Source organism: Pseudomonas sp. 8_5_2 (assembly GCF_059295255.1).
Genome location: NZ_CM181238.1, coordinates 132,501 through 147,172 on the forward strand (window position 1 = coordinate 132,501; position 14,672 = coordinate 147,172).

At 60.0% G+C, this 14,672-nt stretch carries 8 protein-coding genes and 3 rRNA genes (1 of these 11 only partly in view); 5 read left to right on the plus strand and 6 right to left on the minus strand.

Translation table 11 applies throughout. From position 1 onward, the window contains the following. The 3 genes from AC5O5R_RS00625 to rrf (AC5O5R_RS00635) form a co-directional block, all read left to right on the plus strand. Positions 1-1,676 (plus strand): 23S ribosomal RNA (locus AC5O5R_RS00625); it begins 1,216 nt to the left of the window's first position. 143 nt (positions 1,677-1,819) lie between these two features. Further along, positions 1,820-1,935, plus strand: a 5S ribosomal RNA gene (gene rrf, locus AC5O5R_RS00630). A gap of 109 nt (positions 1,936-2,044) precedes the next feature. After that, a 5S ribosomal RNA gene (rrf, locus tag AC5O5R_RS00635) occupies positions 2,045-2,160 on the plus strand. 67 nt (positions 2,161-2,227) lie between these two features. Here rrf (AC5O5R_RS00635) and AC5O5R_RS00640 read toward each other — a convergent pair. The 4 genes from AC5O5R_RS00640 to AC5O5R_RS00655 all read right to left on the minus strand — a co-directional run bounded on the left by AC5O5R_RS00640 (position 2,228) and on the right by AC5O5R_RS00655 (position 7,087). Then, entirely contained in the window at positions 2,228-4,642 is a 2,415-nt protein-coding gene (locus AC5O5R_RS00640) for a TonB-dependent siderophore receptor (RefSeq protein ID WP_172288014.1), read from the minus strand. A gap of 167 nt (positions 4,643-4,809) precedes the next feature. After that, complete coding sequence (locus AC5O5R_RS00645) at positions 4,810-5,778, minus strand: FecR domain-containing protein (protein ID WP_172288011.1); 969 nt, start codon at positions 5,776-5,778, stop codon at positions 4,810-4,812. 4 nt (positions 5,779-5,782) lie between these two features. Beyond that, positions 5,783-6,286 carry a sigma-70 family RNA polymerase sigma factor gene (locus AC5O5R_RS00650; protein WP_172226834.1) on the minus strand — a complete coding sequence of 168 codons (504 nt, stop codon included), beginning with the start codon at positions 6,284-6,286 and terminating at the stop codon, positions 5,783-5,785. A 111-nt stretch (positions 6,287-6,397) separates the two neighbouring features. Continuing rightward, the gene (locus tag AC5O5R_RS00655; protein ID WP_172226837.1) at positions 6,398-7,087 is read right to left on the minus strand and encodes a GntR family transcriptional regulator; all 690 of its coding nucleotides are present in this window, start codon (positions 7,085-7,087) and stop codon (positions 6,398-6,400) included. Between the two features lie 203 nt (positions 7,088-7,290). Here AC5O5R_RS00655 and lapG point away from each other — a divergent pair, with 203 nt between their 5' ends. Both lapG and lapD read left to right on the plus strand, forming a co-directional pair. Further along, positions 7,291-8,052, plus strand: a complete 762-nt coding sequence (lapG, locus tag AC5O5R_RS00660; protein ID WP_172226841.1) for a cysteine protease LapG — start codon at positions 7,291-7,293, stop codon at positions 8,050-8,052. Between the two features lie 10 nt (positions 8,053-8,062). Beyond that, positions 8,063-10,009, plus strand: a complete 1,947-nt coding sequence (gene lapD, locus AC5O5R_RS00665; RefSeq protein WP_172226844.1) for a cyclic di-GMP receptor LapD — start codon at positions 8,063-8,065, stop codon at positions 10,007-10,009. A 147-nt stretch (positions 10,010-10,156) separates the two neighbouring features. Here the strand turns inward: lapD and AC5O5R_RS00670 are convergent, their stop codons facing one another. Both AC5O5R_RS00670 and AC5O5R_RS00675 read right to left on the minus strand, forming a co-directional pair. Then, on the minus strand, positions 10,157-11,515 hold the full coding sequence (locus tag AC5O5R_RS00670; RefSeq protein ID WP_172226867.1) for an HlyD family type I secretion periplasmic adaptor subunit: 1,359 nt from the start codon (positions 11,513-11,515) through the stop codon (positions 10,157-10,159). A 7-nt stretch (positions 11,516-11,522) separates the two neighbouring features. Continuing rightward, on the minus strand, positions 11,523-13,679 hold the full coding sequence (locus AC5O5R_RS00675) for a type I secretion system permease/ATPase (RefSeq protein WP_172226847.1): 2,157 nt from the start codon (positions 13,677-13,679) through the stop codon (positions 11,523-11,525). Positions 13,680-14,672 lie beyond the last annotated feature (993 nt).

The following is a 14,672-nucleotide window of genomic DNA, read 5'->3' on the forward strand; positions in this document are numbered from 1 at the left end:
GCTTGCTGGAGGTATCAGAAGTGCGAATGCTGACATGAGTAACGACAATGCGAGTGAAAAACTCGCACGCCGAAAGACCAAGGTTTCCTGCGCAACGTTAATCGACGCAGGGTTAGTCGGTCCCTAAGGCGAGGCTGAAAAGCGTAGTCGATGGAAAACAGGTTAATATTCCTGTACTTCCAGTTATTGCGATGGAGGGACGGAGAAGGTTAGGCCAGCCTGGCGTTGGTTGTCCAGGTTTAAGGTGGTAGGCTGAAATCTTAGGCAAATCCGGGATTTCAAGGCCGAGAGCTGATGACGAGTTGCCTTTAGGCGACGAAGTGGTTGATACCATGCTTCCAAGAAAAGCTCCTAAGCTTCAGATAACTGGGAACCGTACCCCAAACCGACACAGGTGGTTAGGTAGAGAATACCAAGGCGCTTGAGAGAACTCGGGTGAAGGAACTAGGCAAAATGGCACCGTAACTTCGGGAGAAGGTGCGCCGGCGAGGGTCAAGGACTTGCTCCGTAAGCCCATGCCGGTCGAAGATACCAGGCCGCTGCGACTGTTTATTAAAAACACAGCACTCTGCAAACACGAAAGTGGACGTATAGGGTGTGACGCCTGCCCGGTGCCGGAAGGTTAATTGATGGGGTTAGCGCAAGCGAAGCTCTTGATCGAAGCCCCGGTAAACGGCGGCCGTAACTATAACGGTCCTAAGGTAGCGAAATTCCTTGTCGGGTAAGTTCCGACCTGCACGAATGGCGTAACGATGGCGGCGCTGTCTCCACCCGAGACTCAGTGAAATTGAAATCGCTGTGAAGATGCAGTGTATCCGCGGCTAGACGGAAAGACCCCGTGAACCTTTACTATAGCTTTGCACTGGACTTTGAATTTGCTTGTGTAGGATAGGTGGGAGGCTTTGAAGTGGGGACGCCAGTTCTCATGGAGCCATCCTTGAAATACCACCCTGGCAACTTTGAGGTTCTAACTCAGGTCCGTTATCCGGATCGAGGACAGTGTATGGTGGGTAGTTTGACTGGGGCGGTCTCCTCCCAAAGAGTAACGGAGGAGTACGAAGGTGCGCTCAGACCGGTCGGAAATCGGTCGTAGAGTATAAAGGCAAAAGCGCGCTTGACTGCGAGACACACACGTCGAGCAGGTACGAAAGTAGGTCTTAGTGATCCGGTGGTTCTGTATGGAAGGGCCATCGCTCAACGGATAAAAGGTACTCCGGGGATAACAGGCTGATACCGCCCAAGAGTTCATATCGACGGCGGTGTTTGGCACCTCGATGTCGGCTCATCACATCCTGGGGCTGAAGCCGGTCCCAAGGGTATGGCTGTTCGCCATTTAAAGTGGTACGCGAGCTGGGTTTAGAACGTCGTGAGACAGTTCGGTCCCTATCTGCCGTGGACGTTTGAGATTTGAGAGGGGCTGCTCCTAGTACGAGAGGACCGGAGTGGACGAACCTCTGGTGTTCCGGTTGTCACGCCAGTGGCATTGCCGGGTAGCTATGTTCGGAAGAGATAACCGCTGAAAGCATCTAAGCGGGAAACTTGCCTCAAGATGAGATCTCACTGGGATCTAGAATCCCCTGAAGGGCCGTCGAAGACTACGACGTTGATAGGTTGGGTGTGTAAGCGCTGTGAGGCGTTGAGCTAACCAATACTAATTGCCCGTGAGGCTTGACCATATAACACCCAAGCAATTTGCTCATGCAGATTGCGGTGGTGAAGATGACACGAACCGAAAGTTCGCACTGTTCACAAAGCATCACAAACATCACATATCCGAATTCGCTGGGCTGTCCATCTGGACATTCTGGCTACAGAATTTCTTGACGACCATAGAGCATTGGAACCACCTGATCCCATCCCGAACTCAGTAGTGAAACGATGCATCGCCGATGGTAGTGTGGGGTCTCCCCATGTGAGAGTAGGTCATCGTCAAGATTCATTTCGCAAAACCCCTATCTGCGCATGCAGGTAGGGGTTTTGTCTTTAAGTAGGAACTACAGAGATTCGCAGGTACGTCCGAGGGACGGGCCAGCACACAGAATTTCTTGACGACCATAGAGCATTGGAACCACCTGATCCCATCCCGAACTCAGCAGTGAAACGATGCATCGCCGATGGTAGTGTGGGGTCTCCCCATGTGAGAGTAGGTCATCGTCAAGATTCAAACCCAAAGCCCCTGTCTGCGATGCAGACAGGGGCTTTGTCTTTTCCGGGCAGTGGTGGCTGATCAGAACTGATAGCTGACCGTTGCGCTGACGTTGCGCTCTTCACCCATGTAGCAGTAGTTCAGGCTGGCACACGAGGTGATGTAGCTTTCATTGGTCAGGTTGTTGGCGTTCAAGCGTACATCCACACCTGCGAGGCCGATCTTGCCCAGGTCATAGCCGATGGAAGCGTCGAACAGGGTGTAGGAAGGCACCTTCATGCTGTTTTCCGCATCGACCCAGCTGTACCCCACATAACGCACGCCACCGCCCAGCCGCAGGCCATCCAGAGCCCCCTGGTGGAAGTTGTAATCTGCCCACAGCGAGAGCATCTGTTTCGGTGCCTGGGTTGGCGAATTGCCTTTGTTGTCCAGGCTGCCGGACACCAGGCTCGGCATCGACTTGGAATACTCGATGTCGGTAAAGGTGTAGCCACCCAGCAGCTTCAGGCTGTCAGTGAGCTGAACATGCGCTTCCAGTTCAAGCCCTTGCGAACGAACTTCCCCGACAGGGCGATAGAAATCCTCGTTTGGCTGTTTCGACGCCAGGTTCTCCTGCTCGATGCGGAACACCGAAGCAGTGAACAGGTTGTCGCTGCCAGGGGGTTGATACTTGATACCGGCTTCCCACTGGGTGCCCTCCGTAGGTGCCAGCGGGCGGCCGTCCTGATCGGATACGGTATTGGGGTTGAACGACTCCGAATAGCTGATATACGGCGCAATGCCGTTCTCGAACAGGTAGAGCACCCCGGCGCGGGTAGTGAACCTGGAGCGCTGATCGCTGGCCTTGGTATCGCTGTCCCGGTTCTCTTCGGACACCTTTACCCAGTCCTGGCGAAGCCCGAGGGAAAAGCGCCACTGGTCCAGCTCGACCAGGTCCTGCAAGTACACGCCGGTTTGTTGCAAGCGCCGCTGGTAGCGGTTCTCGCCCAGCACCTGAAGGTTGCCATTACCGTACTGCGGGTTGCCGGCATCCAGTGGATCGACTGTGCCGTAACGCCAGGCCACGTCGGCTTTGCGGCGCTGATAGTCAGCACCCAGCAGCAGGGTATGCTTGGCCGCGCCAGTGAAGAACTCCGCCTGCAGCATGTTATCGATGATGTATGAATGCAGGCGCTCGTCGCCCCCGGTGTACGCGCGATTGAGGATGTTGCTGTCGGCATCGGCCCAACCGGCGGAGTACACCTGGTCCATCGACACATCCGAATCCTGATAACGGAAGTTCTGTCGTGCGGTGAAGACGTCGTTGAAGCGGTGCTCGAACTGGTAGCTGAAGGACTGTTGGGTGCGCTCGTAGTGGTCGATACCCGGTTCGCCCTCGAAGAAATGGTCCGACAGCCGCAAGCCGTTGCGCTGGTGCAGCATGCCGTCGGCAGGATTGCCGCCGTGGTACCCGCCGTTCGGGTCGTGTTGCAGGTAGGCTTGCAGGGTGAGCGAGGTGTCTTCGCTGAAGTCGATGCTGATTGCCGGCGCAATGGCGTAGCGTTCTTCCTTACTGTGGTCGAACTGTGTGTCAGAGGCATCCGCCAGGCCTGTCAGGCGGTAGGCGATGCGCTTGTCGTCATCTACAGGGCCGCTGAAGTCAAAACCCATGCCGCGCTGGCCCTGGGTGCCCACCGTCGCCTGCAGTTGATGGTAGGGCGTGAACTGTGGCTTCTTGGTAGTCAATGCCACAAGCCCTCCAGGCGAGCTACGGCCATATAGCACCGAAGAAGGCCCTTTGAGAATGTCGATACGTTCGAGGAAGTACGGGTCGACCTGCATGGTGCTGTAGGTGCCGTTGTCACCCATCGACTTGAGCCCGTCGACGTAGATGTTATCCACCGACCCATCATTGAAACCGCGCATCGCCACGTAGTCATAGCGATGAGTTGCCCCGTAGGGGTTGGTCAGTACACCGGGGGTGTAGCGCATGGCCTGGGCGACAGTCTGCGAGCCCTGATCGTCCATCTGCTGACGGGTAACCACCGACACCGATTGTGAGGTCTCCACCAGCGGCATGCTGGTCTTGGTTGCCACCTGGCTGTGGGTGGCGTTGTAACCCTCCATGCTGCCCAGGGCATTGCCCAGGCTGAAGCTACGGACGTCGGTGTCTGGCAATGACAGTGCAGCGCTTTGAGGTTGTGCCTGCAGCACGTAGTTGCGCTCGCCCTGGCTTATGGCCTGCAGGCCGCTGCCATTGAGCAACTGGCGCAGCCCCTGTTCGGCAGCGTATTGCCCCTGCAAGCCGTTGGACTGCAATCCATCGGTGAGCTGTGGCGTGCTCGACAGGGTGATGCCCGCCTGCCGTGCAAACTGGTTGAGCACGTCATCCAGCGGGCCGGCCGGGATCGCGTAGCTATGGCTGGCCTGGACGACACCAGCGGCGACCGAGAGCTGCGGGGCTGTGATCAGCCCCAAGGCGGTACCGAACAGGGCAGCCCGGACAGCTTTGCGCAAAATAGCTGATTGCAAAACAGGTCGAAAATCATTCAGGGGTGAAATGTGCGTGTGCACAGGGTCGGTTGGCATGAGCGGTCCGTTGGCAAGTTGAGGGGCAGAGGGGATTGCTTTCTGTCCTAGCCGGACCGGCATTCAAAACCCGCCAAAAAATCATCAGGGCCTGATCAAGCCTGCTGTTCTACCCGCACCCACCAGCGGGTACGTTGCAGCAGCCGCACAGGTAACGTCTGTGGCAGCAGCTGCAGCAGCCGCTCCGGGTCTTCGAGGCGGAACACCCCCGACAGGCGCAAATCCGCAATCTCGTCGCTACAGCCCAGATAGCCATGGCGATACCTGCTGACCTGCGCGAGAAAGTCGAACAGGCGCATGTCCCGGGTAACGATCAGCCCTTCGCTCCAGGCCATCGCGTCCATGTCGACATGTTCCAGCCGTTGTGCACCTTGTGCATCCAGGCGCCAGTCCTCCCCGGCTTCTATCCACTGCAGCTGGCCATTGCCTGGCCGGTGGATGGCCAGCCTGCCATGGCTGACGCTGACGCGGGTGCAGTCACTGTCCTGGCGAGCAACAAAGCGCCCTTCGAAACCTTCCAGCAAGCCGTCGCGGGTTTGTATCAGCAAGGGACGCTGCGCGTTCGACGCCTGGCTGCAGGTGATCATCAATTCCCCCTGCTTCAGGCGAACCAGACGCTGCCGGTCATTGAAGGCCAGGTCCACAGCACTGCGGGTATTGAGTTGCATGAGCGAGCCATCGGGAAGGGCATAACTGCGTCGCTCACCCGTATTTGTGGCGTAGTCGGATGCCCAGTCGCTCACCATCTCCAGGTCTTTGCCCAGCCATGCCGTCGTTCCTATCATGGCAACACCGCCCAGCAGCTTCAGTGCCTGCCGCCGCTGCAGGCGCCGCTGGCTGGTTTCCAGGGTGCGCAAGGCGACACCGGCGCCGGGGATGGCGCGCAGGTCGAGGTCCTGTTGCAGGTAAGTGACCCGTTGCCAGGCCAGTTCATGCTCGTGGCGGGCACTGCGCCATTGTGCGCACTGTTGTTGCAGGGCCAGGTCATGGCCGCTTTCGCGCAGCCTCAGCGTCCACTGGATGGCCTGCTTGACCGCTGTTGCGCCAGGCTGTGCGGCAGTCATCGTCTCAGCACTCGTCTTCGTAGCGCAGCACGTAGCAATGGTAGAGCGCATCAGCGATGTAGCGCTCCACGGTACGCACCGAGATGCCCATCTGGTCGGCAATGGCCTGGTGCTTCAGCCCTTCGCACTGGGCCAGCAGGAACGCGCGGCGTACTTTCGGCTTGAGGCCGTCGAGCATGCGTGCGATGCGTTCCAGCAGTTCCAGCAGCAGTTCACGGGTTTCGGCGGAAGGGGCTTGTGCTTCCGGCACGTATGTCAGTGCCTCGAGGTAGGCCCTGTGCAGCTCCTCGCGGCGCCAATGATCGATCACCAACCCACGTGCGACCGTACGCAGGAAGGCTCTGGGCGTGTTCAGCTGGAGGGTTTCTCGCCGCTGCAGCAGGCGCACGAAGGTGTCCTGGGCAAGGTCGGCGGCATCGGCGGCATTGCCCAGCTTGCTGCGTAGCCAGGCATGCAGCCACCCATGGTGATCACTGTAAAGCGTTTGCACGGAGTCATTGCTGGACATGGGAGGAGGGCGCTGAGGTCAATGGACATGAATGATAATTAGTCTCATTGTTGGCATGGCCAGATGAATTTGCAACCCATCTGGTGCGCCGCGAGCTCCGCCGCTGAAGCGTCAGCGCCCCAGTTGGGTATCCAGATACTTGCGGATCACCCTTGCACCGCTATTCAGGTGCTGCTCCAGCACCGCTATCGCCTCATCTATCAGCTTGTCGCTGGCCGCATCCACCAAGGCGTTGTGATCGTCCTGGGTGAGCTTGCCCAGCCCCATGGATGAGAGATGAAAGCGCAGGAAGCGCTCCTCCTCGTTCAGCTCGTTCTCGATCAGGCGCAGCAGCTTCTTGTTCGGCGCCTTGCTGTACAGCGCCATATGGAAAAGGCGGTTCAAACGACCGATTTCGGCATGCCGGGTTTCGTTTTCCAGTTGCTGGATATACCCGCGGGCGCTGGTGATGTCGCTGGCATCGAGCAACGGAATGGACTGGCGCAGCGCTTCGCTCTCGAGCAATACCCGCAGGGCATAGGTGTCCACCGCATCCTCGCCGATCAGCGGCGCGACCACTGCGCCCTTGTGCATCTCCACCTTCAGCAACGATTGCGCTTCGAGTTGGCGCAGCGCTTCGCGCACAGGCATGCGGCTGACCCCGAACAAAGTGGCGAGCTCTTGTTGCCGCACCGCAGTACCTGGAGGTAAGCGGCCATCGAGAATGGCGCTACGCAGGCGTTCTTCGATCACGCCACGCGCCTGATGCGGCAGCAGCTGCTCGCTGGCCAGCACATTGCTCAGTTTGATTTTCTCGGCCACGTGACGCCTGCCTCAACGATGACAAAAGTTGGATCCAATGACACTAGTAACAGCTTGTAGGGGTGTCAAACCTGCTCTGCGCTGGCACGCGCGCCCCAAAAGCGCGGCTATGGTGGATGAAGTCGGCGGCCAAAGGAAGCAGCCTATAGAAGGATATATCCAGAAAGTGGAGGGTTGCTGACCGGCGGGGGCATGATTGCAGGGTGCCATTGTCTTTTGCCCTGGCAAGCCCCACCATCGCTGCTTTCGACTGGCCGGAACAGGGCTTCGCAGTGGCGATATCCTGGATGCTCAAAACCGTTGTGCGACGCGTCGGCCTGGCCGGGCTGCTGGGCTGCCTGCTGCTCGGCGGTTTGCATGCGGACTGGGATTTCTCCCAGATCAGCCGCCAGTCGCAGGCCCTCTATGGGCCGCTGGGTGCCGGGCAAGGCCGCATCGATGCCTGGCAGAACCTGATGGCCACGCAAAAGCAGGGGACCGAGCTTGAGCGCTTGCAAGTGGTCAACCGCTTCTTCAACCAGCAACTGCGCTATGTAGAGGATATCGACCTGTGGCATGAGGTCGATTACTGGGCGACGCCGGTGCAGGCACTGATCAAAGGTGCCGGGGACTGCGAGGACTACGCCATTGCCAAGTATTTCAGCCTGCGGCGCATGGGCATCCCCAGCGACAAACTGCGTATCACCTATGTAAAGGCGCTGCGGCAGAACCGGGCGCATATGGTGCTGACCTATTATTCAAGCCCACAGGCCCAACCCTTGGTACTCGACAGCCTGATGGACGCCATCAAGCCGGCAAGCCAGCGTACCGACCTGCTGCCGGTGTATGCCTTCAATGGCGAAGGGTTGTGGCTGACGGGTGCCACGGGCAACAAGAAAGTCGGCGATACCAAGCGGTTGTCACGCTGGCAGGATTTGTTGAAAAAAATGCAGGCCGAAGGGTTCCCGGCCGAGCCGGTTTACTGAAGGAGCACAGATGTCACTGTTCAAACAATTGCTGTTGGCCATTTGCCTGTTCCTGGTGGTCGCCTTCAGTGGCAGTTTCATGGTCAGCCTGGAAAGCTCGCGCAGCCAGTATGTCAACCAGCTGCGCTCGCATGCCCAGGATGCGGCAACTGCGCTGGCGCTGTCGCTGACGCCGAACATCGATGACCCGGCGATGGTCGAGCTGATGGTCAGTTCGATCTTCGACAGTGGTTACTATTCGAGCATCAAGGTCGTCGACCTGGGCTCCAATGCCGTGCTGGTAGAACGCCACGCCGAGCCTGACCCGGGTGGCGTGCCACGCTGGTTCGTGCAGTTGATCGGCCTGGAAGCAGCCGGTGGCGATGCCATTGTCAGTCGCGGCTGGCAGCAGGCCGCGCGCGTCGAAGTGATCAGCCACCCGATGTTTGCCATTGCCAAACTCTGGCAAAGCGCGCTGGGCAGCCTGGGCTGGTTGCTGGTGTGTGGCGCTGCCAGTGCCGTGCTCGGCGCCTTGCTGTTACGCCGCCAGTTGCGGCCGCTGGACTACATGGTCGAGCAATCCCACGCCATTGCCCGCCGCGAATTCCTCAGTCTGCCAGAACTGCCGCGCACGCCGGAGCTGCGCCGTGTGGTGCAGGCGATGAACCAGATGGTGGAGAAACTCAAGGCCCTGTTTACCGAGCAGGCCGAGCGCAGTGAACGGTTGCGTGCCGAGTCCTATCAGGACAGCCTCACTGGCCTGTCGAACCGGCGTTACTTCGAGATGCAGCTGAACACCCGGGTCAGCAACCTGGAAGAGGCGCGCGCGGGCTATCTTCTGCTGCTGCGGGTGCAGGGTCTGGCGGGTTTGAACGCACGTCTTGGCGGCCAGCGCACCGACCAGTTGCTGCAGGCGGTAGGTGAGCAGTTGCGCCGCACCTGTGCCAGCTTTCCGGAAACCAACGACCTGATTTCCCGCAGCCGCGGTGGCGAGTTCGCTGTGCTGGCGCCGGGCATGGTGCATGAAGAGGCGGTAAACCTTGCCCAGGCACTGGAGGCCACGCTGCAGAGCCTGCATGAGACCGGCGCCAGTGATATCGACCCGGTAGCCTGCATCGGCCTCGCGCCCTTCAGCCCCGGCGATGCGCCGCAGGCGTTGCTCAAGCTGGCTGACGAGGCCCTGGCCCGCGCCGAGAACCAGCCGACGCCAGGCTGGGTGTGCCTTGAGCAAGGTGTCGCCGCAGTTGCTGCAGACAGCCAGCATGCCTGGCACGAGCGGCTGGACCAGGCCTTCAACAACGGGCACTTCGAGTTGTTCTTCCAGCCCGTGGTGGATTGCGACAATGCGCAACGGGTACTGCACCATAAGGTGATTTCGCGCTTGCAGGATGGCCAGGGCGTGGCCTTGCCGGCCGGTCGCTTCCTGCCCTGGCTGGAGCGTTTCGGCTGGATGCCGCGGCTGGACGTGCTGGTGCTGGAAAAGGTGCTGGCCCACCTGCGCGGGCATGACCAAGTGCTGGCGCTGAACTTGTCGGCTGCCACCCTTGCCGACCCCAAGGCCCTGCAGCGAGTCTTCGAACTGCTGGGTCAGAACGCGGCACTGGGGCCCCGCCTGGTTTTCGAAATTGGCGAAGAGCAGTTGCCTGAACAGGCTGCTCTGGAGCAACTGACCCGGCGCCTGCACGCCCTTGGCTTCGGCTTGGCGCTGCAACGCTTTGGCGGGCGCTTCAGCATGATCGGCAACCTGGCGCACCTGGGGCTGGCGTACCTGAAGATTGACGGTAGCTACATCCGCAACATCGATCACGAGCAGCACAAACGGCTGTTCATCGAGGCCATCCAGCGCGCGGCTCACAGCATCGACTTGCCGCTGATTGCCGAACGGGTCGAGACGGAAGGCGAGCGGCGAGTGTTGAAGGAGATGGGTGTGGGCGGGATACAGGGGCAGTTGGTAGGCGAGCCCGCGCCCTGGCGCTGAGTTGTCGTACTGGCAGTTCCGGCCCTATCGCCGGCAAGCCAGCTCCCACAGATACTGCACAGCCTTTGAAGTCGGTGGAGTGCCTGTGGGCGCTGGCTTGCCGGCGATAGGGCCAGAGGAGCCACCAGAAAGCAGTGGCCAAGCTGATTACCGCTCGCGCAGCGCTTCCGAACGCGCCTTCATGATCGGCTTGAGCAAGTAGCTCATGATGGTCTTCTTGCCGGTCATGATGTCCACCGTCGCCACCATCCCCGGGATGATCAGCAGCGGCTTCTCGTCAGTCCCCAGGTGGCTGCGATCGGTGCGCAGTTTGATCAGGTAATACGTGGTCTTCTTGTCCTCATCGGTGATGGTGTCTGCGCCGATCTGCTCCAGCTTGGCCTTGAGCCCACCGTAGATGGTGTAGTCATACGCCGTGAACTTCACCGTCGCTTCCTGGCCAGGGTGCAGGAAGGCGATGTCCTTGGGCAGGATCTTCGCCTCGATGACCAGCGTGTCGTCCAGCGGCACCACCTCGATGATATCGCTGCCAGGCTGGATCACCCCGCCAATGGTGTTGACCAGCATCTGCTTGACGATACCGCGCACCGGCGAAGTGACCAAGGTACGGTGCACCCGGTCGTCCAGCGCCTTGCTGGTGGCGGTGGCCTTGTTCAGCTCGGTGCGCGCCTCGTTCAGCTGGGTCAGCGCCTCGCTGCGGAATTTGCCACGGGTTTCTTCGATCTTGCTTTGCACCTCACGAATGGCCGCCTCGGCACGCGGGATAGCCAGCGCGGTGGAGTCCAGCTGGCCGCGGTTTTCCACTTCGGCACGACGCAGGCGCAGTACTTCTACCTGCGAGATCGCACCTGTGGCCACCAGCGGCTCCGACATGCCGATTTCCTTGCGCAGCAATTCGAGGCTGTTTGCGTACTGCGAGCGTTTGGAGCTGTACTCGCGCAGTTCCTGCTGGCGCTGCACCAACTGTTGCTGCAGGCCGCCAATCTCGTCTTGCAGTTGCTGACGACGGCTCAGGTACAGCGACTCTTCGTTCGCGGCCTGGCTTGGTGCAGCTTTGCGCAGCTCTTCGTCGATTTTCAGCGGGCTGTCCTGCACCTCGGCACTCAGGCGCTCGACCCGCAAGGCCATGGCCAGGCGGTCGGCCTCGGTTTCACCGACGTTGGAGGCAAAGCGGGTTTCATCCAGGCGCAACAGCGGCTGGCCGACTTCGACAATCTGCCCCTCCTTGGCGAATATTTCGGCGACGATGCCGCCCTCCAGGTTCTGGATCTTCTGCACCTTGGAAGACGGAATGGCCTTGCCTTCACCTCGCGTGACTTCGTCGATGCGGGCGACGCTGGCCCACACGATCAGGAACACGAAGAACAGGATCACGCCCCAGATGGTCAGCCGTACTACCCGCGGCGCATCCTCGATCAGGGCTTTGTTGACCTCGGGCAACGGTTGCCCGCCCAACGAGTCGCTGCCTTTGAAATAGCGCCGCAGGCCGCTCTTGAACTGCCCCATATCCAGCTTATGCAACACTGATCTGCCCCTTCTTCAGCGCATCCATGACCGCGGCTTTCGGGCCATCGGCGACAATCTGCCCGCGATCGATCACGATCAGCCGGTCCACCAGCGACAGCAGCGAGGCACGGTGCGTGACCAGCAGCACTGTCTTGCCTTCCACCACCGCCTGCAGGCGCTGCTTGAGGCGTTCTTCACCGGTGTTGTCCATGGCGCTGGTCGGTTCGTCCAGCAGCAGAATCTGCGGGTTGAGCAGCAGCGCTCGGCCCAGGGCGACGTTCTGGCGCTGGCCGCCGGACAGGTTTTGCCCACGCTCGCCCACTTGCAGCTCGTATCCGTCCGGGTGCAGCCTGGCAAACTCGTGCACGCCGGCCAGTTCGGCAGCCTGCAGGATAAGCTCGTCTTCGATGTAGCGGGCGCCGCTGACCAGGTTGTCGCGCAGGGTGCCGGCCAGCAGCTGGATGTCCTGCGGCACGTAGCCGATGTTGTGGCGCAGCTCGCTGACGTCGATCTGGCGGATATCCACGCCATCCACCAGCAACGAGCCACCATCGGCTTCGTACAGGCCGACGATGAGCTTGGCCAGGGAGCTCTTGCCCGAGCCACTTCGGCCAATGATGCCGACCTTTTCGCCGGGGCGTATGGTCAGGTTGATGTTTTTCAGGGCCAGGTTCTGCTGGTTGGGGTAGGTGAAGTCGACCCCGCGAAACTCGACGCTGCCCTGCAGCACTCTGCGGCTGAGTGGGCGCTCTTCGAAGTTGCGCTCTTGGGGCAGCTCCATCATGTGGTCGGTGGAGACCATGGTCACCTTGGCCTGCTGGTAGCGGGCAAGCAGGCCGTTGAGCGACCCGAGCGGGCCGAGCGCGCGGCCGCTGAGCATGTAGCAGGCCACCAGGCCGCCCATGCTCAGGTTGCCGTCGATGATCAGGTACACGCCGACGCAGATCATCGCCACACCTGCCAGTTGCTGGATCAGCAAGGTGATGTTCATCGCCAGGCTCGACAGCACCTTCACGCGCAGTTCCAGCCGGCTGAGGGTGCCGAGGGTCTGCTCCCACATGTACTGGCGTTCGCTTTCGGCGTTGTTGACCTTTACCGCATCCAGGCCGGCCAGGGTTTCGATCAGGCTGGACTGGCGCTCCGAGGCCAGGGCCATGGTCCGCTCCATGGTCGCCATCAGCGGCCGTTGCAAGGCGTAGCCGATTCCCAGAGCCAGCGGGAAGGCGATGATCGGGATCCATACCAGGTGCCCGCCAATGATGGCGATGACGACCAGGATCAGGATGGTGAAGGGCAGGTCGATCAGGCTGGTCAGGGTCAGCGAGGCAAGGAAGTCGCGCAGGCCCTGGAACTCGTGAATATTCTGGGCAAAACTGCCGACCCTTGCCGGCCGGTACTTCATCGACATGCCGACGATGCGTTCGAACAGTGTCGCCGAAATGATCAGGTCGGTCTTCTTGCCGGCCAGGTCCAGGCAAAGCCCGCGCAGGCCCTTGAGGATCAGGTCGAAGATGTAGGCGCCGGCAATACCGATGGCCAGCACCCAAAGCGTCGAGGTGGCCTGGTTGGGTACCACGCGGTCATACACGTTCATCACGAACAGCGGCGCGGCCAGGGCGATCAGGTTGATTACCAGGCTGGCGGCGATGGCATCGATATACAGCCATTTGCTGCGCAGCAAGGTGTCGCGGAACCACGACTTTGTCCGCGGGATGAGATTGCCGTGGTTGACGTCGAACTTGTGTTGCGGCTGGGCGAAGAACACCCGGCCGCTGTAGTCGCTTTGCAGCGCTTCGCGGCTGACGTGCACTTCGCCGCCGTCGCTCTCGCTGAGCAGCAGGCGCGCGGTGTCATCGTTTTCCCAGCCCAGCAGGACGGCGCTGCGGCCTTCTTTGAGCAGCAGCATGGCCGGCATGGCGATTTTCGGGATCTGCTCCAGCTTGCGTTGCAGCAACCGCCCCTGCAGCCCGGCCCGGGCGGCGGCGCGGGGCAGCAGCTCGGGGCTCAGGCGCTGGGCAGGCAGCGGCAAGCCGGTGGTCAGCATGACCCGGCTGGCAGGTTTCTGGTGCAGGACACACAGGCTCAGCAGACTATCCAGCAGGGGGTCGTCATGCTGACTGCGTGGATCGTGGCTGAGTTGGACTCGACTGACTTCGGATTCCACGCGGCGCTCTCTTCATCCTTGTGGGTGGGTGGGGTGGGTGTGCCGCCGTACAGGCTGGCGGGCTCACCCTGGCTCTCTATGGTCTGTACCAGGCTGTGGGGCTGGGGACGCTGGCGTCCTCACGCCGGGGCAGGCCAATGGTCGCCTTGAATCGGTGTTGAGTAAACAATTCTACGTGGTTCATTTCTACCAGACGTGACTGGGTCATGGATGTTTCATTTTTGATCCGGTAGGCGACCTGCTGGAAGTCAGTTTGCAGCATAGCGTTCCTGATGCGAGTGGCAGCGAGGGGGTCACTGTCCAGCTTAGTCATTGTCATTAAACAGGCGCTGCTTTATTGGCGTAACGCTGTAAGTATTTAGTCAAAATTTATCTATAAAAAGCCGATCTCCAGGGACTCTGTGTTCAATAATTGCCGCCCGGATTCTGCAATGGAGTGACGGTAATGGCTGTCCCCACACTCACGTCTTTGATTTACAACATTTTCCCTGTCATTTGACAGCGTGAGGGCAGGTGTCTTTTGGTGATTTTGGCGGCCACGGACCATAGCGCTGCCTGGCCTGCAGGCCGCTATGTGGTTGGCTTCCCGGCAAGGTTTGTGCTTGTGTATCGCCTGTGGGGCAGGTGGCGGAATCTTTGACGCCTCAGACTTTGACAGACCCCATCGAAGGCGTGCCCCGAGGCGTGTTTCACGATCGCCGAAGGGGCTGAAACGGCACCTGAACCGCCAACGTTATCCGCTTTAAATCAAGCACGGAATTTGCCCCCCGGAAACGGTTGGCTAAGGTTCGAATATCAATGTGACATTACATTGCCGATTGTTTAGGATGGCCTGTATAAGGTCAATAGTTTGGCAGTTAAGTAATTCCAAATAGTTATAGACGGAATATTGGCGTCAAAAACGCCAAATGATCAATGACATAGTTCCGCCTGAAGTGGCTTAGAAGTGCCGCTCTGGCAGGGAAGTACCCACAGGGTCACACGGAGAGTCCA